The sequence below is a fragment of the Pseudaeromonas aegiceratis genome, from assembly GCF_046254905.1.
GTDB classification, from domain to species: domain Bacteria; phylum Pseudomonadota; class Gammaproteobacteria; order Enterobacterales; family Aeromonadaceae; genus Pseudaeromonas; species Pseudaeromonas aegiceratis.
The window spans coordinates 2,078,816-2,100,432 of the sequence record NZ_CP158016.1 but is presented as its reverse complement, the minus strand read 5'-3'; the positions used below and the strand labels follow the sequence as shown (position 1 = coordinate 2,100,432).

18 protein-coding genes and 1 riboswitch are annotated in these 21,617 nt (G+C 63.9%); of the genes, 6 read left to right on the top strand and 12 right to left on the bottom strand.

All coding sequences use genetic code 11. The features are described 5' to 3' along the window. Nucleotides 1–30 precede the first annotated feature (30 nt). Nucleotides 31–441: an H-NS family nucleoid-associated regulatory protein gene (locus tag ABHF91_RS09900; RefSeq protein WP_409420133.1), complete on the bottom strand. Its 411-nt coding sequence runs from the start codon at nt 439–441 to the stop codon at nt 31–33. A gap of 220 nt (nt 442–661) precedes the next feature. Then, a riboswitch (Lysine riboswitch) is annotated at nt 662–834 on the top strand. 82 nt (nt 835–916) lie between these two features. Between ABHF91_RS09900 and ABHF91_RS09895 the strand changes: the two genes are divergently transcribed. Continuing rightward, complete coding sequence (locus tag ABHF91_RS09895; protein ID WP_409420132.1) at nt 917–2,485, top strand: Na+/H+ antiporter NhaC family protein; 1,569 nt, start codon at nt 917–919, stop codon at nt 2,483–2,485. An 89-nt stretch (nt 2,486–2,574) separates the two neighbouring features. Further along, complete coding sequence (locus tag ABHF91_RS09890; protein WP_409420131.1) at nt 2,575–3,171, top strand: thymidine kinase; 597 nt, start codon at nt 2,575–2,577, stop codon at nt 3,169–3,171. Here ABHF91_RS09890 and ABHF91_RS09885 read toward each other — a convergent pair. From ABHF91_RS09885 to ABHF91_RS09850, 8 genes are all read right to left on the bottom strand, one after another. Then, nucleotides 3,152–4,369: an EAL and HDOD domain-containing protein gene (locus ABHF91_RS09885; RefSeq protein WP_409420130.1), complete on the bottom strand. Its 1,218-nt coding sequence runs from the start codon at nt 4,367–4,369 to the stop codon at nt 3,152–3,154. The genes ABHF91_RS09890 and ABHF91_RS09885 overlap by 20 nt on opposite strands. 169 nt (nt 4,370–4,538) lie before the next feature. Then, nucleotides 4,539–5,795: an outer membrane protein transport protein gene (locus tag ABHF91_RS09880; protein ID WP_409420129.1), complete on the bottom strand. Its 1,257-nt coding sequence runs from the start codon at nt 5,793–5,795 to the stop codon at nt 4,539–4,541. Between the two features lie 156 nt (nt 5,796–5,951). Beyond that, complete coding sequence (locus ABHF91_RS09875) at nt 5,952–7,484, bottom strand: hypothetical protein (RefSeq protein ID WP_409420128.1); 1,533 nt, start codon at nt 7,482–7,484, stop codon at nt 5,952–5,954. After that, the gene (locus ABHF91_RS09870; protein ID WP_409420127.1) at nt 7,481–8,941 is read right to left on the bottom strand and encodes a VWA domain-containing protein; all 1,461 of its coding nucleotides are present in this window, start codon (nt 8,939–8,941) and stop codon (nt 7,481–7,483) included. The genes ABHF91_RS09875 and ABHF91_RS09870 overlap by 4 nt, the downstream gene beginning before the upstream one ends. After that, a complete protein-coding gene (locus ABHF91_RS09865; RefSeq protein WP_409420126.1) occupies nt 8,934–9,878 on the bottom strand; it encodes a VWA domain-containing protein in 945 nt (314 codons plus the stop codon). Before ABHF91_RS09865 ends, ABHF91_RS09870 begins: the two co-directional genes overlap by 8 nt. Further along, nucleotides 9,872–10,333, bottom strand: a complete 462-nt coding sequence (locus ABHF91_RS09860) for a DUF4381 domain-containing protein (protein ID WP_409420125.1) — start codon at nt 10,331–10,333, stop codon at nt 9,872–9,874. The genes ABHF91_RS09865 and ABHF91_RS09860 overlap by 7 nt, the downstream gene beginning before the upstream one ends. After that, nucleotides 10,333–11,220 (bottom strand): DUF58 domain-containing protein, encoded by an 888-nt coding sequence (locus ABHF91_RS09855; protein WP_409420124.1) that lies wholly within the window; start codon nt 11,218–11,220, stop codon nt 10,333–10,335. Before ABHF91_RS09855 ends, ABHF91_RS09860 begins: the two co-directional genes overlap by 1 nt. Beyond that, a complete protein-coding gene (locus ABHF91_RS09850; RefSeq protein WP_409420123.1) occupies nt 11,217–12,173 on the bottom strand; it encodes an AAA family ATPase in 957 nt (318 codons plus the stop codon). The genes ABHF91_RS09855 and ABHF91_RS09850 overlap by 4 nt, the downstream gene beginning before the upstream one ends. A gap of 156 nt (nt 12,174–12,329) precedes the next feature. On the opposite strand from ABHF91_RS09850, the gene fadI reads away from it, so the two are divergent. Then, nucleotides 12,330–13,631 carry an acetyl-CoA C-acyltransferase FadI gene (gene fadI, locus ABHF91_RS09845; RefSeq protein ID WP_409420122.1) on the top strand — a complete coding sequence of 434 codons (1,302 nt, stop codon included), beginning with the start codon at nt 12,330–12,332 and terminating at the stop codon, nt 13,629–13,631. Then, nucleotides 13,631–15,718 (top strand): 3-hydroxyacyl-CoA dehydrogenase NAD-binding domain-containing protein, encoded by a 2,088-nt coding sequence (locus ABHF91_RS09840; protein WP_409420121.1) that lies wholly within the window; start codon nt 13,631–13,633, stop codon nt 15,716–15,718. The genes fadI and ABHF91_RS09840 overlap by 1 nt, the downstream gene beginning before the upstream one ends. 22 nt (nt 15,719–15,740) lie before the next feature. Here ABHF91_RS09840 and ABHF91_RS09835 read toward each other — a convergent pair whose 3' ends face one another. Further along, a complete protein-coding gene (locus ABHF91_RS09835) occupies nt 15,741–18,530 on the bottom strand; it encodes an insulinase family protein (protein WP_409420120.1) in 2,790 nt (929 codons plus the stop codon). A 154-nt stretch (nt 18,531–18,684) separates the two neighbouring features. Here ABHF91_RS09835 and sixA point away from each other — a divergent pair, with 154 nt between their 5' ends. Both sixA and ABHF91_RS09825 read left to right on the top strand, forming a co-directional pair. Beyond that, nucleotides 18,685–19,152, top strand: a complete 468-nt coding sequence (gene sixA / locus ABHF91_RS09830; RefSeq protein ID WP_409420119.1) for a phosphohistidine phosphatase SixA — start codon at nt 18,685–18,687, stop codon at nt 19,150–19,152. A gap of 124 nt (nt 19,153–19,276) precedes the next feature. Next, nucleotides 19,277–19,483, top strand: a complete 207-nt coding sequence (locus tag ABHF91_RS09825) for a DUF1107 domain-containing protein (RefSeq protein ID WP_409420118.1) — start codon at nt 19,277–19,279, stop codon at nt 19,481–19,483. 25 nt (nt 19,484–19,508) lie between these two features. Here the strand turns inward: ABHF91_RS09825 and ABHF91_RS09820 are convergent, their stop codons facing one another. Both ABHF91_RS09820 and ABHF91_RS09815 read right to left on the bottom strand, forming a co-directional pair. Further along, nucleotides 19,509–20,906, bottom strand: coding sequence for an ATP-binding protein (locus ABHF91_RS09820; RefSeq protein WP_409420117.1), 1,398 nt, complete (start codon nt 20,904–20,906; stop codon nt 19,509–19,511). After that, complete coding sequence (locus ABHF91_RS09815) at nt 20,897–21,571, bottom strand: response regulator (protein ID WP_409420116.1); 675 nt, start codon at nt 21,569–21,571, stop codon at nt 20,897–20,899. The genes ABHF91_RS09820 and ABHF91_RS09815 overlap by 10 nt, the downstream gene beginning before the upstream one ends. Between the last annotated feature and the right edge of the window lie 46 nt (nt 21,572–21,617).

Sequence of the window (21,617 nt, the reverse complement as noted above, 5' to 3'; positions counted from 1 at the left end):
GCAACCGCGGCCTCCTGTGTATAAAAGAAATTAATTCTTTTCGATCAGAAAATCTTCCAGGACACCGCCGGCTTCGATGTGCTTGCGAATGGTAACCGGCTGACGGCCTTGGCCGGTCCAGGTTTTTTCTTGGCCGCCTTCGTCGGTATAGCGATATTTGGGCGGACGGGGCGCACGCTTGCCGGCCGGCTTTTCAATGTCACCCATCAGCTCTTTGAGTTCGGTTGGATCAATGCCGTCGGCGCGCAGCATGTCCATGTATTGGGTAATTTTGCGCTTGCGTTCTTCTTGGGCCTCGCGGTTGCTGGCCTCTTCTTCGCGACGTTCTTCCACGATGGCGGCGAGCTTTTCCAACCCTTCTTCGAGTTGTTCCAGCGATACTTCACGGGCCGCAGCGCGCAGGCTACGAATGTTCATTATTACTTTCAAAAAATCAGACATGACAAACACTCTCATTAATGTTGTTTGCAGGTGGGAGCTTTAAGCGAAATTTATAAACAATATATTAATTAGTCAAGGTTCTGTCCCGAATAAAATATATAAATATTAAATCGTTAAAATTATTTTAGGTTAATTCAAATCATCGTGTCATATGAGACTCTATTTTGTCAGTATGATTGACTTGACATCTCGCTGTTCATAGATAGAATCGCTGCGATTTACCTTTAGTAGAGGCGCGTTGCCTAAAAGTACCGGTTCAGAGGGTGATTCCTGTGAGGTCCCGGGAAAGGAGTCGACGCCGAAGTGGGTGTATGCATCATCATCGCCTGCTGGTGCCGTTTCGAATAGGAGCGGCACTGTCATAGTTGAACACTATGGAGCGCTACCGAAAGGGTCCTGTATATCACCTGCTTGGCAGGCTGCTTTTGCATCCCTCTTCTGTAGATCTCCGCCTGGATATAGGTGATACGAGATCATGGCTTTAGCCCAATATTCCGATTCGGTTCTTTCCCTGCTGCCTCCCTTGCTGGCGGTTATCTTGGCCATTACGACCCGACGCGTCCTGCTTTCTCTGGGAGTGGGGATCCTGGCCGGTGCCTTGCTGCTGAATCTCGGCGGCCCTGTGGCCACGGCGCAATACCTGGCCGGCAAGTTTACCGATATTGTCTGGAGTGACGGCGACTGGAACAGTTGGAACCTGAATATCATAGGTTTCCTGCTGCTGCTGGGCTGTTTGATTAGCCTGATGGCGGTTTCGGGCGGCACACGTGCCTTCGCCTTGTGGGCCGAGCGGCGCATCCGCACCCGGCGTCAGGCCAAGATGATGACGGGGCTGCTGGTCTTCTTGTTTTTCATCGACGACTATTTCCACAGCCTGGCGGTGGGCACCATCTGCCGTCCGGTGACGGATCGCCACGCCATCTCCCGGGCCAAGCTGGCCTATCTGCTGGACTCCACCGCCGCGCCCGTGTGCGTCTTGATGCCGGTCTCCTCCTGGGGAGCCTATATCATAGCCCTGATCGGCGGCATCCTGGCCGCCCATGGCCTGACCGGCCATAGCCCCCTGGCGACCTTTGTGGCCATGGTCCCCATGAACCTGTACGCGGTCTTCACCCTGGTGATGGTGGCCGTGGTGGTGCTGCGGGATCTGAACCTGGGGACCATGGCGCGGCACGAAGCGGCCGCCGCCCAGGGGGAATTGTTTGACGCTTCGCGCGGGACCCCGCCTGGCGCCTCAGCCGAGCTGCCGGAGTCCGAGCGGGGAGAGGTGAAGGATCTGGCCTGGCCCATCATCACGCTAGTGTTGGCCACCGTATTTTTCATGATCCACAGTGGCGCCAGCAAGTTGGCGGCGGATGGGCAAGCCTTCGCCTTGCTCAAGGCCTTGGAGAATACCGATGTGGGTCTCTCCCTGATGAAGGGGGGCACCAGCGCCCTGTTGGTGGCCTGTGGCCTGGCCTTGCGGCTGCGCCTGCCCCTGGCGCATTGGGGCCTGGCCCTGAAGCAGGGGCTGCTGGCCATGTGGCCGGCGATCCGCATCCTGGTCCTGGCCTGGGCCATCGGCGCCGTGATCCGCGATATGGAAACCGGCAAGTACCTGGCCTCACTCACCCAGTCCGGCCTGCCGGTCGCCCTGTTGCCCGCCATGCTGTTTGTGCTGGCGGGGATCATGGCCTTCTCCACCGGCACCAGCTGGGGCACCTTCGGCATCATGTTGCCCCTGGCGGGGGATCTGGCCATGGCCAGTGAGCCCAGCCTGCTGTTGCCCATGCTCTCCGCCGTGTTGGCCGGTTCCGTGTTTGGCGATCACTGCTCCCCCATCTCGGACACCACCATACTCTCCTCCACCGGTGCCGGCTGCCACCACATAGACCATGTGGTGACCCAGCTGCCCTATGCGCTGCTCATCGCCCTGGCCACCATACTGGGCTACCTGGCCTTGGGCTTCAGCGGTTCTACTCTGCTGGGGTTGGCGGTGGCAGGGCTGGCCTTGTTGCCCTGCCTGCTGTGGTGGGGCCGCCGGTCCGTGTTGCAACCGGCCTAAGCCAGGCGGTGGCAATCGGGGCGCCCTCGGCTGACGGGCGCCCTTTTTTTTGACATCATGCGGGCCTCCCGTCATCCACAAGGAGCAACATGGCTTCCCTGCACTATAAATTTGCCGCCATGAATTCCGGCAAGTCCACCCAGCTGATCCAGGCACATTTCAACTATCTGGAGCGGGGCATGCGCCCGCTGGCCATGACGCCGGCCATCGATGATCGCTTTGGCGTGGGGGTGATCACCGCCCGGGTGGGGCTGGAGCTCAAGGTGGCGGTCTTTGGGGAACAGACCGACTTGTTCGCGCTGTTGGCGGAACGGCAGCCGCAGCCCGATGTGTTTATCGTGGATGAGGCCCAGTTCCTGACCCGCGCCCAGGTCTACCAGTTGGCGCAGATCGTCGATGAACTGCGTATCCCGGTGATCGCCTATGGGCTCAAGACGGATTTTCGTGGCGAGCTGTTTGAAGGGGCGTATCACCTGATGTGCCTGGCGGACAAGGTGGAGGAGCTAAAGAGCATCTGCTGGTGTGGCAACAAGGCCCACATGAACGCCCGGGTGGGGGAAGGGGGCCAGGTGGTGCGGGAGGGCGCCCAGGTGGAGATCGGCGATGCGGATCGGTACGTCTCCTTGTGCCGCAAGCACTTCCTGGCCGGCCAGGCCTATCCTGCGGCTATTTCTCCGGCTGACTGAGCAGGTTGGCCCACTGGTTCGCCTCTAGATAGAGGCGCGCCACCTCCGCCTCGTTCAGCCCCATCTTTTCCGCCCGCTTGGCGATCCTTGGCCAGTTGGCGGCTTCGTAATCCCGAATAAACGCCAGATAGAAGGCCAGCTCGCCCCGGTTGTGCACCAGGGCCTGGACTATGGCTTCGGAAACGGGGACATCCTGCAACAGATGCTCGAAACTCTGTTCCAGCAGGGTCTCCAGCAGGGAGAACAGGCCGCATAAGAAGGCCTCGGAGGGATTGGTCCACTGGGGCCGCTGCAAGGAGAGCAACTCGCAAAAACGGGCGCGCACCAGGCACATGTGGTACAGCTCGGGACTCTTATCCTCGCCGACGCTGGTGGTGGTCACCAGGGAGACGAAACGGCGTAACTCCCGGTTGCCAAGGAACACGGCCGCCTGGCGGAAGGAGGTGATGGGTTTGCCGGCGCCGTAGCGCATGTTGTTGACGTAACGCAGCAGCTTGTAGGAGAGGCTGACATCGCTGCTGAGCAGCGACTCGATCCGATCAAAGTCCGACTCTTCTTTATTTACCTCTCTGAGCAGGCGCATCAGGGTCAGCTGACTGGCGTTGAGGGTCTTCTGCTGGACCACCTCGGGACGGCTGAAGAAATAACCCTGGAAGAAGTGACAGCCCATGGCCATGGCCGCCTCGAACTCTGCCCTATCCTCCACCTTCTCCGCCAGGTATTGCAGCTTCAGATGGCTGTGACTCTCGATAAACTGGCGGATGTCTTCCTGGGTGCTGGTGCGCCAGTCAAACTTGATGATATCGATATAAGGCAGGAAAGGTTGCCAGAGCGGATCCAGGGTGAAGTCATCCAGGGCGATGCGGTAGCCCTTCTGCTTCATCTCCTTCACCTTGCTCAGCAAGGGGGCATCCGGGATGGCGGTTTCCAGGATTTCCACCACCACCTTCTCGGTGGGCAGGCTGTCAGCCAACCCCTGTAGCAACAGACTCTCGGGGAAGTTGATGAAGCAGGGGTAGTCGCCGATCAGGTGCTCAATGGGTTGGGCCAGGAACTGCTCGGCGATCAGCTTGTTGGTGGCCTGCTCCGGGCTGATGTCGGGAAAGACATTTTCCAGTCCCTGCCGGAACAGGAGTTCATAGGCAACGGGCTGTTGCTGACGATTGAGAATGGGCTGACGGGCAACAAAAGAGTACATAGACGACCACTGCGCAAACCGATCCCCATGACGGCAGATCCGAGGGACTGAGCAGGCAAAGTAGCAGTGGCGGCGCAGGGCTGCAACTGCGCCTGACCTAATAATCTGCGGGGGTCACAAATCTGAAAAACAGGACCACCGGGACGAAAAACCCGGTGGTCAGAAGGGCTTAGAAGCGGTAGTTCAGCTGCAGGGCGGAGAGCCAGGCATCGGCCTGTGAGGCGTAACTGACGTCCACCCCTGTGGTGAGGCTCTCGTCTATGGTGGCGTCGTCACCTTGCAGGTAGGCCACCCCCAGATCGACGCTCAGATCGTCGTTAATCTGATAGGTGGCGCCCAGGCTGTACCAGAGGCGCTCGGTATCCGGGATGCTGATGATGTTGTAGGCCGCCTGACGATCCAGGGCCAGACCGGCCCGCAGGGTCCACTGGGGCGCCACATACCAGCTGGTACCGATGGCATAACGCCAGCTGTCGTGAAACTCCAGATCCTTCTGGAAGCAGTCGCCGGAGCACTGATCACTGGTGGCACGCAGCTCCTTGAGCACGCTCCAATCGGTCCATTGCACGGAATAATGCAGGGCCCACTGGGGGTTCACCAGATGATAACCGGAGAATTCGGCGATGGCCGGCAGCTCCAGATCCAGCTTGCCGGGCACCTTGGCAAAGCCGGTGGTGCTACCCGAATATTCCCCCTTGAGCTTCAAGGTAGAACCGGAGCGATAGCTCAGCCCGAAGCGGTTGGCCTCGTTGTATTCGTACAGGACGCCGACGTTCCAGTTCCAGGCCCAGGTGTCCCCTTCCAGATCGACGATGGCGGTGTCGCTGGACAGGGCCGAGTTGAGGTAGGAGAGGGCGCCGGCACGCCGGATCAGGCTGGCATCGGCATGAATGGCGCTGATCCCGGCCCCCAGGCTCCACTGCTCGTTGAGCCTGTAGGCCACGTTGGGATTGATGTTGTAGGTGGTCAGCTCCGTCTTGCCACCCAGGGCGCCGGCGGCATAGTTCTCATCATATTTGGTGGAGAGACCGAAGTTGGAGAACACGCCTAGCCCCACTGCCCAGCGTTCGTTGATCGGCTGGATATAGTAGAACGCCGGTATCACGGCCGATGGCGCCACATTATTGGCGTCCAGGCTGCTGGACGATACCAGACCGCCCAGGGCATCCCCGTTGCCTTGCATGTCCACGTTGGGGGACACATAGGTGGCGGCGGCACTGAATTCGGCACGGTCGAAGCGGGTCATGGCGGCGGGATTGCGGGCCAGCACGGCAGCATTGTCCGCGATGGCCGCCTCGCCGGCAAAGGCACGACCCAAGCCAGAGGCTGAGTGCTCGTTAAGGTTGAACGCAGCGGCCTGGGCGCCACCGGTCAGCAGGCTGACCGAAACGGCCAGGGCAACAGTCGCAAGCTTGGTGTTTTGCATCAATGGTTCACAACTTGATAATCATTAACAGGAGGCGCGATTGTACGGGGGCCCCTGCCACTGGGAAATCAGACCAGCGCGCAAAAAACGACCGATCAAGCCCTGTAAGGGTAAAAATGTGAAGGCGGTACTTGTTTGGGAGCCAAGGGATTCTATTTAGTCCAGGGCGCCCGGATTGAAGCCGGCGTGTTGCTCGCTGGCTGGCTCATGCCAGGTCAGCAACCGCCAGGTCAGCCCGGCGGGCCAGGGGTGTTGCCCCTGCGGTGCGGCAAAGCAGGCGGCCAGCAGCGGATCCAGCTGGGCGGACAGGGCCGGGTAACAGGGCAGCGCCTCGATGCAGGTCGGCGGCGTAGCCGGCCAGCGCCAGCGGGCCCAGATCAGCAATTGGGCGTGTTGGCGCCGTGCATCTGATCGCTGGCCGACCAGGATCAGCCCCAGGCTGTGCCAGGGCAGGGCCAGCCAACGCGGCCAGGGACGGCGCTGGTACCGCAGCCAGAACCAGAGGCCCAGCAGGGGGGGAAGCAGGCCAAGCAACCAGCCGAGTGAATGGGTGGTGGCAGTCCGGGCCGGTTGAGGACTGACTTGTGCCGGGCTCACCAGAACATTGAACGACTGGGCCGGCAGGCTGGTGGTCTCCAGCCGCTGATGTTGCGCGTCCCACCAGGGAATGTCGATGGCGGGCAGGGTGAGTTCACCGCCGGTGACCGGGATCAGGGCCTGGCGCAGGGTCTGCTTTATCTGCAACTGGTTGGCCTGCAGGGTGACATGGGTCTGCTGGCCGTCATCGTAGCTGCGCAGCCCGGCTTGTTGCGGCAGAGCGAGGGTGGGCAGCCGCCGAGGGTCGGCCTGCTCCAGCGCCAGGGTCAAGACGCGAATGATGGGCTCGCCCTGACGATAGGGACCTTGGGCGGGTTCCCAGCGTTGGGTGAGGCGTACCTGGTTGGCCACCAGCTCCGGGGCGCCGGCCGGCAGGGCCGTCACCTGCAGATCCAGATCCGGCGCCTGCAAGAGCAGGGGGCGATGGCGCAGCTGCAGCCCCTTGGCGTCCTCCAACTCCTCCCCCTGGGCCTGGGCACCGTATAGCCGGGTCTGGCCCGGTACCTCGGGCACCACCAGATAACGGCGCAGCAGGCCCAGTATTCGCTGACCCTTGAGCAGTTGGCTGGTTTGCTCATCCTCCCCCAGCAGCGAGATGTTGGCGCCTTCCAGGCTGGGTGCCGTCAGGCTGGCCATCTGCACCCCGGGATGCATCCAGATCCTGGCCTCATAGATGAGGGGCTGCCCCACCAGGGCCTGGTCCCGATCCAGTTGTCCCTGCAGCCGGGCGGCTTGCCCCGCCAAGCCGGTGGCGGCCTGAGGCGGCGCGACCTGCAGCCTGCGCGCCACCGTCATGCTGTTGGCCACCTGCAGGGCCGGCAGGCTCACGGTGCCACTGAGGCGCGGGATCAGGGGAATGAGCCACTGCGTGGTCTGCCGCTGCGCATCCTGTTGCCAGCGCAACTGGCCGATGACGAAGCTGGCAAACAGCGGCTTGATATCCAGGGCTTCGGCCGGCAGTTGGCCGTCGGCGGTCACCGTCAGCTGCAGGCTCTGCTCCTGTCGGTAGGGGCCGGGGGAGAGGGTCAGGCGGGGAGCGGCCTGCAGCGGCAGGCTTAGCATCAGCAGTAGCAGGAGTCGCCAACGGATCACCAGGGTTCCTCCTGCAGCCGACTGGGGCGCTTGGCCGCCTGCAGGCGCAGGCGGTTCTTCATCAGGTTACCCGGGGCTTCGGCCACCAGTTTGAGGGGATCGTCCTGGGCCTGGGGGTCCTCGTCGGGTTGGGGGGCCTGACGGTCGTTGCTGGGCTGTTTCGCCAGCCAGTTGGCCACCAGATCCCGATTGAAGCGGGCATCAAACTGGTTGGGGTCCAGGGCCAGGGCCGCATCGTAGGCGTTCAAGGCCTCCTGATAGCGCCCCAGCTGTACCAGGGCATTGCCACTGTTGTAGCGTGCCTGGGCCCCCTCCAGCAGACCATAGGCCCCCAATGCCGCCTGGTAGTTGCCCGCCCGGTAAAAGGCATTTCCGCGCCACAGGGGATCGTCTAACTGTTGCGCCGCCGCGGCATAACGCTGGGCCTGGTACAGGGCGATCCCGTCGTCGGCCTGTGCCGGCTTGGGCAGCCCAGGGCCCAGCAGGGTCAGCAGGGTCAGCCACAGCAGGCCGCGGCGGAACATCAAGGCCAGTCCGAGGAGGGGGAACAGCAGCCAGTAGCCCAGATCCACCTGCTGACGCCCCATGGGGGCGCCTTGGCGCCGGCCGGCGTCCGGCCGCAGCAGCCGTCCCCACTGGGACGCCTCGCCATCGAGACGATACAGGCTGCCCCCCACCTGGTCGGCCAGCTGCTGCAGCTGGATGTAATCCGTCTTGGCAATCACCAGCTGTCCCCGGCTGTCCCGCAGCAGGCGGCCATCGCTCAAGGGGATGGCCGCCCCCGGCGGCGTGCCCGCCACCAGCAGATCCAGGGGCCAGGGTTGATTGGCCATCAGCTGGCCGATGGCCTGGCGCTGGGCGGCGGTCAGATTGTCGGTGACCAGCAGCAGACGCCCGTGCAGGGTCTGGCTCTGGCTGAGCTGGTGCAGCCCCAGGCGCACGGCGGCCACCGGATCCGAGCCGGCTTGCGGCATGACGCCGGGCTCCAGTTCCCGCAGCATGTGACGCAGGGTGTCGTGGTCGTCGGTCACCGGGCTGATGACGAAGGCATCGCCGGCAAAGGCGATGAGACCCACCTTGGCGGTGGGGGCCCGCTCCAGCAGATCCAGCAGCTTGTAGCGGGAGCGGATCAGCCGGGAGGGGGACAGATCGTCCGCCAGCATGGAGTGGGAGACGTCCAGCAGCCAGTACCAGGACTGCTCCTGCTCATACAGGGCGTCATTCTTCTGGATGGCCGGGCCGCTCATGGCCAGCAGGGCCAGCAGGGCGGCCAACCAGGGCCAGCGATGGCGGCGGCGCAGCCGCGGGCTGGCGGCCTCCGGGCTCAGGTAGGCCAGCAGGCTGGGGCGGATCAGATCCTGGCGGCGGGCCAGCAGCCGTTTGCGCTGCCAGTAGAGCAGAGCCAGGGGCAGCAGGGCCAACAGCCACCAGGGGCGCAATAACACCAGCTCACTCATGCAGGCGCCTCACTAGCATTAGCAGGCTGAGGGCCAAGGCCAGCGCCAGGGGCCAGGGGTAGAGCTCCTGACGAGGCTGATAGTAGCGGGCGCTGATCTCGCTGGGCTCCAGCTCGTCGATGGCCCGGTAGATCTGGGCCAGGCTGTCGGGATCCCGGGCGCGAAAGTACTGGCCGCCGGTGACGGCGGCGATGCGGGTCAGGGTCTGTTCGTCGAGATCGCTGTTGCTGCCGTCGGGATCCGCCGGATCTTCGGCGCCCAGCCCTATGGTGTAGATGCGCATCTTCGCCTGGGCCGCCAGGGTGGCGGCGGTGAGGGGCGGCAAGGTCTCCACCGTGTCCCGGCCGTCGCTCAGCAGGATCAGCACCTTCTGCTGGGTCTGCTGTTGCTCCAGGCGTTTGAGGCTGAGGCCGATGGCCTCGCCGATGGCGGTGAGGTGGCCTGCCAGACCAAAGTCCAGCTCATCGATGAATTGGGCCAGGGTGGCGTGATCGGCGGACAGGGGCATCATCACATAGGCATGGTCGGCAAACAGGATGAGCCCCATGCGATCCCCCTCGCGGCGGTTGACGAACTGGGTCAGCTGCTGCTTCACCACGCTCAGACGATCCACTGGCGCGCCCTTGAGCACCATGTCCTGGGTGCGCATGCTGTCGGAGAGATCCACCGCCAGCATCAGATTTCGGTGGGCCTGCTCCAGGGCGATGGGTTCCCCCAGCCACTGGGGGCGCGCCAGGGCCAGGCACAGGCACGCCCAGGCCAGCAGCAAGAGCCAGGGGTGCCAGCGCTGGGCGGCGACCGGCCGCTCACTGACATAGGGCAGGGTGGGGATCACCAGGGGATCCCCCTGCATGGCGGGCACGGCCCGCAGGCTGCGACGCACCAGCAGGGGCAACAGCAGCAACAGCAACAACCAGGGCCAGGCGAGGATCAACATGGGATCTGCCTCCGCAAGGCCAGCAGCAGGTGATGACACTGGCTCAGCAGGGCGTCACGCTCGGCGGCGCTGAGGGCTTGACCGCCGTACAACCAGCTCTCCCAGTGGGGGGCAAACTGGCAGAAGCGCGTCTGGCCCAGGCTGTCCAGGTGGTTGAGCCAGGCCTGGGCGCTGAGTCCGGCGATCTGCGCCCTGGGCTGATAGCAAAGCAGCAGCGACTTGAGAAACTGATTGATGGCGAGCGCGCTGGCCTGCTCGTCGCGCCGCAACCGCCGCCAGCACAGATAGTGTTGCCACCAGGCCCGGCGCCGGTAGAGCCGTAGGCCGAGCCAGAGCAGTAGCAGACCACAGAGTCCCAGGCTGGCCAGCAGGAGCCAGAGCTCGCCGCCAGGCAGGGTCCCTGCGGGCAGGGGGGCCTCATGGATGTCTCTAAGTTGCTGCAGGGGAAAGCCCATCACAACCCCCGCAGCTGGCTGGACAAGGGGGCACTGGCATCCAGCTCAAACAGCTGATGACAACTGCTGCGCAGCTGTAGCCGAAGCTGTTGCTGGCGAAAGTGGCCCACCTGCTGGTAATGGCGAACAAACTGGGGATCGTTGGCATTGATGATGCCTTGCTGGCGCAGGTTGTCCACCGCCAGGTGACCCTGTCCCTGCAGTTGCAGCTCCAACTGATCCCGCACCTGCCAGCAGCGCACCTCGTGCTGGCGGTGTAGACGGCGCAGCCAGTGCCAGCCCTCCTTGGCCAGCCGATAGAAGTCGCTGATCACCTGGATCTGGCTGCCGGGGCGGACGATGAGGTTCAGCTGGGCGAGGCCCTGATCCAGCGGGGTCGCCAGTGGTGGCCGGGCCAGGCCGCGCTGATAGGCATTCAGCAGTTGGCCCAGCAGCATCAGCACATCCTTGCGGTTGCCCCCCGGCGCCAGGCGGATGCGCGACTGATCCACCAGCAGCAGGCCGCCGATCTTGTCACCGTGGCTCTGGGCCTGCCAGGCCAGGGCGGCGGCCAGCTCGCAGGCCAGCCGGGCCTTGAGCTGGCCACGGGAGCCGAAGTACATCTCGGGGGAGAGATCCAGCAGCAGGTAGACGGCCCTGTCCCGCTCCTCGCGAAACAGCTTGGTATGGGTGCGGCCGGTGCGGGCGGTGATCCGCCAGTCGATGGTGCGGACATCGTCCCCCTGCTGATAGGGCCGCACCTCGGCAAACTCCATGCCGCGGCCCTTGCCGCGGGAGCGGTGCAGGCCCAGGCGCAGGCCACCGCCGAAGCGGGCGGCCAGTATGCCCCCCAGCCGGTGGCACTGCAGCAGCTGATCCAGGCTCAGCTGGATGCCGTCTTCGCTCATGCGGCGACGACCCGCTGCAGCAGGCGCTCGATCACCTGATTGGTGTCGATGCCATCGGCCTCCGCCTCCATGCTCAGCAACAGGCGGTGGCGCAGCACCGGATAGGCGCAGTGCTGGATGTCATCCGGGGTGACAAACTCCCGGCCCGCCAGCCAGGCGCGGACCCGGGCACAGCGGGCCAGGGCCATGGTGGCGCGGGGGCTGGCGCCGTAGGCCAGCCAGCGTCCCAGCTCGGCGTCGTAGGCCGCCGGCCGGCGGGTGGCCATCACCAGGGCCACCAGGTAGTTCTCCACCGCCGGAGCGAGCGTGATCTCCAGCACCCGCTTGCGGGCGGCAAACAGATCCACCTGGCTGAGGCGGGGGGGCTCGGGCTCCTTGGCCTGGCGACTCTCGTCATGATTGAGGCGCAGTATGGCCAGCTCGGTGGCGGCATCCGGGTAATCCAGCTGCAGGTGCAGCATGAAGCGGTCCAGCTGGGCCTCCGGCAGGGGATAGGTCCCCTCCTGTTCGATGGGGTTCTGGGTGGCCATCACCAGGAACAGCTCGGGCAGTTGGTAGCTCTTGCGCCCTATGGTGATCTGGTGTTCGCCCATGGCCTCCAGCAGTGCGCTCTGCACCTTGGCCGGCGCGCGGTTGATCTCGTCCGCCAGCAACAGATGGTGAAACAGCGGACCGGGCTGAAAGACAAAGCTGCCATCCTGGGGCCGATAGATATCGGTGCCGGTGAGATCCGCCGGCAGCAGATCCGGGGTGAACTGAATGCGATGGAAGCGGCCCTCGATGCAACGGGCCAGGCTCTTGATCGCCCGGGTCTTGGCGAGCCCCGGCGGCCCCTCCACCAGGATGTGGCCATCCGCCAGCAGGGCCATCATCAGCCCCTCCACCAGTTCCGGTTGGCCCAGTACCTGCTGGTGCATGTAGCTGCGCACCGCGTCGATCGCTTGTTTCGGCATTTCAAGATCTTAGTTATTAGCTGATGGCGGCAGTCTACAGGGTTTCCCCGCGGATGGGGGGGCGTGGGTGGGCACAATGTGAGGCGTGCCTAGTATTGCCTGACAGGAATATGAGCTACACCTAGCATAAGCGGCTAGCCGGTAGGAGGTCTGACCATGAAACAGACGTTGATGGCACAGAAGGAGCGCATCGCCGTGGTGGCGGGCCTGCGCACCCCCTTTGCCAAGCAGGCGACGGCCTATCGCGGCTGTTCCGCCCTGGCCCTGGGCTCGGCCTTGGTCAATGAGCTCATCCGGCGCAGCGATCTGGATCCCGCGCTGGTGGATCTGCTGGTGTTCGGCCAGGTGATCCAGATGCCCGCCGCCCCCAACATAGCCCGGGAGATCGCCCTGCTCTCGCCCCTGCCGCCCACCGCCGATGCCTACAGCGTCAGCCGCGCCTGTGCCACCAGCTTTCAGGCGGTGGCCAACGTGGCCCAGGCGATCTGGCTGGGGCAGTGCCAGGCTGGCATCGCTGGCGGCGCGGACTCCAGCTCCTTGCTGCCCATCGGCTTGAGCGATCCCTTGAGCGTGGCCTTGCTGGATCTGCAGAAGGCCCGCAGCTGGCGCCAGCGCTGGCAGGCGGTCAAGCGGCTGCGCCCGGCCCACTTCAAGCCGGTGCCGCCACCGGTGGCCGAATACGCCACCGGCCTCAGCATGGGGCAAAGCGCCGAGCAGATGGCCCAGCGCTATGGCATCAGCCGCGCGGCCCAGGACGACTATGCCCTGGCCTCCCATCAGAAGGCGGCGGCGGCCTGGGCGTCCGGTGCCCTGGCCGACGAGGTGGCCCCCTGTCATCTGCTGGGGGAGGGGCCGCCCCTGACCCAGGATAACCTCATTCGGGCCGATGCCAGCCTGGCGGATTACGCAAGGCTCAAGCCGGCCTTTGCCCGGCTGGGGGGCACCATCACACCGGGCAACGCCTCGGCGCTCACCGACGGCGCGGCGGCCCTGTTGCTGATGACGGAGCGCCTGGCCAGGCAGCAGGGGCTGGCGCCCTTGGGCTACCTGCGCAGCATGGCCTTTGCCGCCAAACCAGTGCAGCAGGATCTGCTGCTGGCTCCGGCCATGGCCATTCCCCAGGCCCTGTCCCTGGCGGGGTGCCGCTGGGAGGAGCTGACCCTGATCGACATGCACGAGGCCTTCGCCGCCCAGGTGCTCTGCACCCTGCAGTGTCTGGCGGATGAGGCCTATGCCACCCAGACCCTGGGTTTGGCGGCGCCCTTGCCGCCGGTGGATCCAGCACGGTTCAATGTGCTGGGCGGCTCCATCGCGTACGGGCACCCCTTTGCCGCCACCGGGGCCCGGATGATCACCCAGACCCTGCGGGAGCTGCAGCGGCGGGGCGGGGGTCTGGCGCTCACCAGCGCCTGCGCCGCCGGCGGGCTGGGGGTTGCCATGGTATGGGAGGGAGCATGATGAGCAAGGCATTGACCTTAAGTGAGGGCCCGAACGGCCTGCAGATCCTGACCATAGACAATCCCAATGCCAGCATGAATGTGCTGGACATGGCGCTGCTGCCCGAGTTCGCCACTGTGCTGGATCTGCTGGCCGAGCAGTCACCCACAGGTCTGCTGATCCGCTCCGGCAAGCCGGATAACTTCATCGCCGGCGCCGACATCAAGATGCTGGACGCCTGCGCCGACGCCGAGGCCGGCAGCGAGTTGGCGCGCCAGGGGCAACAGCTGTTTGCGCGGTTGGCGGCCTTGCCGTGTCCCACCATGGCGCTGATCCACGGTCCCTGCCTGGGCGGTGGTCTGGAGTTGGCCTTGGCCTGCGACCGGCGGATCTGCAGTGAGGATGAAAAGACCCGTTTAGGCCTTCCCGAGATCAAGCTGGGGCTGTTGCCCGGCTCGGGTGGCACCCAGCGGCTGACCGCCAGGGTGGGGCTGCCGGCGGCGCTGGATCTGATGCTCAGTGGGCGCACCCTGAAGCCCCGTCAGGCCAAGCAGATGGGGCTGGTGGAGGCCGTGGTGCCGACCAGTGCCCTGCTCGATGTGGCGGCCACCTTGCTAACCCAGGCGGCGCCCAAGCCCGGCTGGCTGGCGCGGCAGAGCCTGCGCTGGCCCTGGCGAGGCCTCTTGCTCAGCCTTGCCCGTCGTCAGGCCCAGCGTCAGGGACAGGGCCATTATCCGGCGCTGTCGGCCATCTTGCAGGCGGTGGAGCAGGGGCTCGCCCAGGGGATGGACGAAGGACTGAGGGTGGAGGCCCTGCAGTTTGGACAACTGCTGATGAGCGGCGAAAGCCGGGCTCTGCGGGGGCTGTTTCACGCCAGCCAGCAGGCCAAGAAGACGGAATATCAGCAGGCGACGCCGTCGCCGGTGGCGGCCATCGGCGTGCTGGGGGGGGGGCTGATGGGGGGCGGGATTGGCCTCGTCAGCGTGCAGCAGGCGGGGCTGGACGTGCGTTACAAGGAGTTGAGCCATGAGGGGCTGGCCCAGGCCATGGCCTATGGGAAGCAGCGCATCTTGGCCCAGGCCAGGCAGGGACGCTTGAGCCAGCCGCAGGTTCGCCGCCTGCTGGCCCGCTACAGCGGCAGCCTGGATTACCGCGGCTTTGCCCGGCGCCAGCTGGTGGTGGAGGCGGTGTTTGAAGATCTGGCCCTCAAGCAACAGATGGTGGCGGAGGTGGAGGCACTGGGCACCCCGCTCATCTTTGCCAGCAATACCTCCTCGTTGCCCATTGCTCAGCTGGCCGCCAAGGCGGCCCATCCGGAGCGCATCATAGGGCTGCACTATTTCAGCCCGGTGGAGAAGATGCCGCTGGTGGAGGTGATCCCCCATGCCGGCACGGATCCCCAGGTGGTGGCCACCGTGCTGGCCCTGGCGCTGGCCCAGGGTAAGACGCCTGTGGTGGTGAAAGACAGTGCCGGCTTTTACGTCAACCGCATCCTCACCCCCTATCTGAACGAGGCGTTGCGCCTGTTGGCGGAGGGGCAGGGGGTGGCCCATATTGATGGCTGCCTGCGGCGCTTCGGTTTTCCGGTGGGCCCCCTGGCGCTGCTGGATGAGGTGGGGTTTGCCGTGGGCGCCAAGGTGGCTTCGGTGTTGAGCGAGGCCTTTGGCGAGCGGATGAGCCCGCCGGATCTGGTGCCGCGGCTCCAAGGACTGGGGCGCCAGGGCCGCAAGAGCGGCCTGGGGTTCTATCGCTATGATGGCCGTGGGGGAAAACGCCAGACCGATGAGCGCCTGCCCGCCTTGCTGAATTTGCCCAAGGCGGCGCCCTTGGATGAGCCCACCCTGGTGCGGCGCTGTCTGTTTCCCCTGTACCTGGAGGCGGCCCAGTGCCTGGCCGAGGGGGTGGTGGCCGACGCGGCGCAGGGGGATCTGGCGGCGGTGATGGGCATAGGTTTTCCGCCCTTCCTGGGCGGACCCTTCGCGGCCATGGGGCAGTTGGGGGCCGAGGCAGTGCTGGCGCAGATGACGGCATTGGCGCAACAGGTGGGCGAGCGGTTTACGCCCCATGAGGCGCTGCGTGCCTGGTTGGGCTTGCGGCCCGGGGCCTGAGGGCCCCGGGCCGGCGCTGTCACTAGAGATTGAAGAAGTACTGGCTGGTCTGGCGGAAGGTCGCCAGATCGTCGATATAGCGACCCTCGGCCATGGGGTCCTCCGCCTGATGGGCTTCGCCCTGGCTAAACAGCACCAGACGATCGGCAAAGCTGGCGCGCAGCTTGCGCAGGAAGCGCAGCATCTGGGCCCGGCTTATCTGCTCCAGGTAGCGCGCCACCTGCTCCTTCTGATCGAAGGAGAAGTCCCGGCCGCCCACGCAGACCCACAGCCGCTGGCTACGACTACGCAGGTTGGCATCCTTCTCCGCCAGCTGGCTGATGAGGCCAGCCTTGCTCTGCTGCCATTCGTCATCCGACATGGCCTGCAAGCTGGCGGGGAAGTCATCGATAAAGGTATCCATGGCATCCAGCAGGGCCTGGGGGCCGGCCACCGGAGATTGGACGTAGAGGATCAGACCCGGGTGGCGGTTGAGCGGCAGCGTGCCTGTGCCCACCACATAGCCCAGCTGCTGCTCGGTGCGCAGCTGATGGAAGAACACTGGGCCCATCAGGTGGTTGGCCAGGGTGAAGTGGGCTATGTCCTGCGGGCTGGTCCCCGGGCTCTGGTAATAGATGAGCACGGCGGAGTCTTGATGCGGGCAGTGACGCTGGCGCAACAGACAGCCCTGGCCCCGCAGATCCACCAGGGCGCGACGGGTCTCCCGGCTGGGCAGGCTCAAGGGCGTCAACTCCCGCTCCAGCAGGCCGGCAATCTCCCGCACCTGCTGCTCGGTCCAATCACCGTGGGCCAGCACCTCCAGGTGCACCGCCTTGTACAGTTGCTGGACAAACTCCGGCAACTGCTCCTGGCTGATGGCCTCCAGCTGTGGCAGCAGATCCTCCACCGGCGGGTTGTTGGGTTGCAGCACGCTGGTGAGGTGGTTGAACAGCAGGCTGATGGGGCGGCCCTTGAGCTGATTTTCCCAACTCTGGGTCAGCTGCTGCTTGATGAGCGCAAAACGCTGGGGATCCACCCGGCCGAAGGTTCTGTGCTTGAGGATCAGCTCAAGCAGCCTGGCCTGGGGAGCACTGAAGCCTCCCAGTTGCAGGGTATAGCCCCCCTGGTGGGCGTAGGCATGGTAGTTGAGCCCCGCCATGCCGGCGGCATAGGTCAGCTCGTTGAGGTGATCCAGCCACAGCTCGACGATGAGGCGCATGGTGGCGATATGGCGATTGGAGCGCACCGCGTGTTCGCTGTCCACCGCGATGAACAGATTGCCCTTGGGGACCCTAAAGTCCGCGTCGTGCAGATGCCACAACCGCAGGCCGGGCCGCCCCACCAGCCGCTGGGGCTGATGATACACGGCATGCACCGTCTGGGGTTCCAACTCCTGGCAGATGAAGGGATTGGTCGGCGGCAGGGCCAGGCCTTGCCCCAGCAACTCCAGACGGGGCTGCCGCCAGAGCTTGAGCCAGATGGGATCCAAGGGTTCCACCCGGTAGGGGGTGTCATACCAGGCGGCCTGGCGATCGGTCTTCGCCTGGGGGGAGACCAGCTGCACCCGCATATTGTCCGGGGTGAGTTGTTCCAGGTAGTGGGCCACCAGCCCCGCATCAAACCCCTCCATCAGATAATCCCCACGCACCACATCCTCGGGGGGATAGTGGAACAGGTTCATCGCCAGGTGGCTGACGTTGTCGATGGCCCGGATCCCCTCCTGATAGCGGTAGATGGCATCCAGCACCTGTTTCTTCTCGTCATAGCGCCAGGCGGCCAGTCCCTGTTGACGGATCAGGGCCAGACAGGCGAACAGGCACTCGATGATGGTGCCTTCTTGATGCAGGCCGTCCCGGGTCAAGCCGAAACTGACGCAAAAGTCCTTGAAGTCACGACCGGATAACCCGCCGCCGGCGGAGAGGGTGGTGACCCAGCCCTGGCGTTTGAGGTAGGCATACAGGCTGCCTGGGCCCTCGTCCCCCAGCAGGTGGCTGAGAAAGGTCAGTGGCTTGCTGCGGTAGTGCTGTTCCACCCCTTGCAGGGGGAAGGTGACGGTGAGCTTGCGGCTCTCCTTGATGGGTTTTATCTCGACCCGGATGCCGAGCTGGGCCGGCAGGTACAAGGGCGGCCAGGGAGCGGCGACACCCAGCTGCTGATTGGGCACAGCGCTGAAATACTGTTCCACCCAGGCCGCCTGTTGGGCCAAGGAGTAAGGGGATTGCAGCACCAGGCTCATGCGGTCGGCGCTGTAGTGGCGCCGATAGAAGGCGATCAGCTCGTCTCTGAGCTCTGTACCGGGTCTGTCATCCAGGGTCTGCAGATTGCCGACGGAAAACTTGGCGAAGGGATGGTCCGGGTTCACCGTCTCCTTGTGCACCTGATAGACACGCCGCACCTCGTCCTTGTACTTGAGCCGGTATTCCGAGTCCACCGCCTGGCGCTCTTTGTCCACCAGGGCCGCGTCGAAGGTAGGGCAGATGAAGAATTGGGCAAAGCGGGCCAGACCCGATTCGAAGAACTCATGCTGCAGGTCGAAAAAAAAGTTGGTGAACTCGGTGCCGGTCCAGGCATTGTTGCTGCCACCGTGGCGCTGGATGAAGGATTGGTACTCGCCTGGCTCCGGGTAGGTGGCGGTGCCCAGAAACAGCATGTGCTCGAGAAAATGGGCCATGCCCTGGCGGTCGGCCGGGTCGCTGAAGTGCCCCACCTGCACCGCCAGGGACGCCGCAGATTTATCGGTTTGCGGATCTTCAATCAGCAGGACTTTGAGCTGATTGGCCAGGACAAAATAGTGGTATCGACGATGATCATTTGGACTGGTGTGAGGATGCATGGGGAGAGGCCATCGCCAGAGTCTTGATATAACAAGTATTATTGACCCGTCCCCGCATGGGCGCAAACCGTTTCTCTGCCGGACAAACGTTGTCTGACCAGGGGGAAGTCAGTAAGATCGCCCCAGTATCCATAACCGTTAAGGCGGGTTACCGATGAATATTTATATCCTGCGTCATGGCGAGGCCGAGTTGGTGGCCGACACGGACAGTCAACGTGCCTTGACCGCCAAGGGCCGGGAGGAAACCCTGCGCATGGCCCGTTGGCTGGCACCGCGGCTGCCGGCGCTGGATCTGGTACTGGTGAGTCCCTACCTGCGGGCGCAACAGAGCTGGGAAGTGATGGCCTCTTGTCTGCCGGCACCCACCGCGCTGCAGCAGGAGCCCGAGCTGGTCCCCCATGGCCATGCCCGGCTGGTGGCGGATTATCTGCAGACGCTGGCCGAGCAGGGAATGGAGCATGTGCTGCTGGTGAGCCATCTGCCGCTGGTGGGCTATGTGGCCAGCGAGCTCTGCCCTGGCCTGGTACCGCCGCTGTTTGTCACCTCCGGCCTGGCCCAACTGGCCCTGCAGCAGGGGCAGGGAAGCCTGCTCAGCATGACGGCTCCCCACGATATCCCCTGAGGATTGTGATTTTCATCGGATTTTTGGGGTGTCATGAGAATTTAATAATAATCGGAAGGAACTATCTGGCATAAAGTGCGACTAACAAGGTGAGAGCCTGTTGTGACAGTGACAAGGAACAATAATGAGAATTTTCAAAAAGTACCTGCCTCTGATGATCGCCCGTTATGTCAAAACCTTCTTCAAAGGCCGCCTGTATATCCAGGGGCGTGGTGGCTACCAGTTCGAACAGGGCAAGCTGATGTTGCCCAAACAAGCCGACCCGTTGCACAAGCACACGGTGCAGGAAATCAATCAGACGATTGCCAACCTCCACAAGCAGGCGGCCTAAGCCATCTCATCCAATAAAAACGCCGTCATCTGACGGCGTTTTTATTGGGTTCCAGACAGGGTAGGTTGAACTGAATGCTGGCGCCCCCCAGGGGGGAGTCCCCGATGAGCAGCTGACCGCCGTAGCTGTCGATGATTTCGGCACAGACGCTGAGGCCAATGCCCTGACCGCCGGAGTTGTCGGCCCGCACGCCACGCTGTATCACCTTGGCCCGCAGGGCCTCACCGATCCCGGGACCATCATCCTCCACCTGGATGATCAGCTGGTTGGCCACCCGACGCAGCCGCACCTCCACCCGGCTGATGGCAAATTTGCAGGCGTTGTCCATCAGGTTGCCCATCAGCTCGAACAGATCGTCCGCCTCCCCGGCAAACTGCAGACCGTCCTCGAACACCAGCTCGATGTGCAGCTGCTTGTGGCGATAGACCTTGCTCATGGTGGCCTGCAGTTTCTGCAACACAGGGACGGGATCGATACCCTGCTTGTTGAGGGCCTGACGGCCGGCCACCGCCCGGCGCAGATGATACTGGATCATCTGATCCATCTGCTTGACCTGCTGGGTGGTCTGCTCCCGCAGCTTGGGGCCGACCTTGGCTTCGTCCAGGGTGGCCTCGATGAGCGCGAGGCGCGTCTTCAGGCTGTGGGCCAGATCGTTGAGGGTATTTTGGTAGCGCAGCTTCTGCTTGCGCTCGTTTTCCAGCAGCTGATTCAGGGAGCGGGTGAGGGGGCGCAGCTCCGCCTCCACATTGAGATCCAGCTCCTGGCGGCTGCCGTCCTGGATCTGTTCGATCTGCCCCTGGATCCGGCGTAGGGAAACCAGTCCCCAGCGGGTGCCCAGCACCAGCAGCAGTATGCCAGCGAGCCAGATCAGGACTATGTCCCGCAATGAGCGCTGGTTTTGCCGCTGCAGCTTGTCCAGCAGGGACTGGGCGGGGGAGAGCAGCACTATCATGAAGGTGATGGGCTTGCCGACGAAACGTTCCAGCCGCAGGTTGTAGACGAAGTAGGGGGCCGTCGGATCCCTGTCGTTGAGCTCGAAGGCAAAGTCGCTGCGGATCGCCTTGCGCCGGGCGGCGAAATCGGGACAAAAATCCTGGGCGGCGCTCTGGAACTGGGGCTGGCGCAGGTAGTGCCAGAGGGTGTGGCCATCGTTCTGGCAGATCACCACGTCCACGTCCTCATCCAGCGCCGCCAGCTTCAGATCCTCAAAGGCCAGCGGCTGGTTCGGTTTCCTGGTGGGCACGGTGCGGCTGGAGGAGAACAGGCGGGCCAGGTTCTCCTGCAACTCCTGTTCCGTGGTCTGGTAGGCCTGATTGTGATTGCGCTGCCACTGCAGCATCAGGATCAGCAGCAGCAGCAGGGTGATCAGGGCCACGGCCGCCGCCAGCAGCTTGAAGTGCAGGGAGCGCACTATCACTGGCATGGCAGGTTAAACAGGTAGCCTTGCCGACGAATGGTGCTGATGGGCTGCAGGTCGCCGTCCGGATCCAGCTTCTTGCGCAACCGGCTGATCAGCACCTCCAGGGTGTTGGGATCCCCTTCGCCATCGTCGTACAGCTGATCCATCAGCTGCTGCTTGGAGATCACCTGGCCGCTGTGGCGCATGAGAAACTCGAGGATGGTGTATTCGAAGTGGGTCAGCGGCATGGGCTCACCGTCTATGGTCAGCTCCTTGCGGGTCAGATCCAGCTGATAGCTGCCCGCCGTCACCTTGGGGGAGATGAAGCCGGCACTGCGCCGCACTAGGGCGTTCAACCGGGCCATCAGCTCGTCTTTGTTGAACGGCTTGACCATGTAGTCGTCGGCGCCGGCGTCCAGGCCGGCCACCTTGTCTTGCCAGTTGCCCCGGGCGGTGAGCACCAGGATGGGAAAGCCGATCTGCCGCTCCCGCAGTTGCTGGATCAGCGACAGGCCATCGCAGTCGGGTAACCCCAGATCCACGATGGCCACGTCCACCGGGTAATCTTCGGTGTAGTGCAGGGCCTCGTCGGCCCGGTTGGCGGCATACACCTGATTGCCGGCCTCCTGCAATATGGTCTTCAGGTGATGGTTGAGCAGCTTGTCATCTTCTACCAACAGTATCTTCATGCTACGGCCTGGTTGGGTAACCCTCTGAGGCTATTGTTAACCAGGC

Bases quoted from the DNA above. Each gene is read 5' to 3' on its own strand.
- ABHF91_RS09900 (WP_409420133.1), bottom strand. From the start codon at position 441: ATGTCTGATTTTTTGAAAGTAATAATGAACATTCGTAGCCTGCGCGCT.
- ABHF91_RS09895 (WP_409420132.1), top strand. From the start codon at position 917: ATGGCTTTAGCCCAATATTCCGATTCGGTTCTTTCCCTGCTGCCTCCC.
- ABHF91_RS09890 (WP_409420131.1), top strand. From the start codon at position 2,575: ATGGCTTCCCTGCACTATAAATTTGCCGCCATGAATTCCGGCAAGTCC.
- ABHF91_RS09885 (WP_409420130.1), bottom strand. From the start codon at position 4,369: ATGTACTCTTTTGTTGCCCGTCAGCCCATTCTCAATCGTCAGCAACAG.
- ABHF91_RS09880 (WP_409420129.1), bottom strand. From the start codon at position 5,795: ATGCAAAACACCAAGCTTGCGACTGTTGCCCTGGCCGTTTCGGTCAGC.
- ABHF91_RS09870 (WP_409420127.1), bottom strand. From the start codon at position 8,941: ATGAGTGAGCTGGTGTTATTGCGCCCCTGGTGGCTGTTGGCCCTGCTG.
- ABHF91_RS09865 (WP_409420126.1), bottom strand. From the start codon at position 9,878: ATGTTGATCCTCGCCTGGCCCTGGTTGTTGCTGTTGCTGCTGTTGCCC.
- ABHF91_RS09860 (WP_409420125.1), bottom strand. From the start codon at position 10,333: ATGGGCTTTCCCCTGCAGCAACTTAGAGACATCCATGAGGCCCCCCTG.
- ABHF91_RS09855 (WP_409420124.1), bottom strand. From the start codon at position 11,220: ATGAGCGAAGACGGCATCCAGCTGAGCCTGGATCAGCTGCTGCAGTGC.
- ABHF91_RS09850 (WP_409420123.1), bottom strand. From the start codon at position 12,173: ATGCCGAAACAAGCGATCGACGCGGTGCGCAGCTACATGCACCAGCAG.
- fadI (WP_409420122.1), top strand. From the start codon at position 12,330: ATGAAACAGACGTTGATGGCACAGAAGGAGCGCATCGCCGTGGTGGCG.
- ABHF91_RS09840 (WP_409420121.1), top strand. From the start codon at position 13,631: ATGAGCAAGGCATTGACCTTAAGTGAGGGCCCGAACGGCCTGCAGATC.
- ABHF91_RS09835 (WP_409420120.1), bottom strand. From the start codon at position 18,530: ATGCATCCTCACACCAGTCCAAATGATCATCGTCGATACCACTATTTT.
- sixA (WP_409420119.1), top strand. From the start codon at position 18,685: ATGAATATTTATATCCTGCGTCATGGCGAGGCCGAGTTGGTGGCCGAC.
- ABHF91_RS09825 (WP_409420118.1), top strand. From the start codon at position 19,277: ATGAGAATTTTCAAAAAGTACCTGCCTCTGATGATCGCCCGTTATGTC.
- ABHF91_RS09820 (WP_409420117.1), bottom strand. From the start codon at position 20,906: ATGCCAGTGATAGTGCGCTCCCTGCACTTCAAGCTGCTGGCGGCGGCC.
- ABHF91_RS09815 (WP_409420116.1), bottom strand. From the start codon at position 21,571: ATGAAGATACTGTTGGTAGAAGATGACAAGCTGCTCAACCATCACCTG.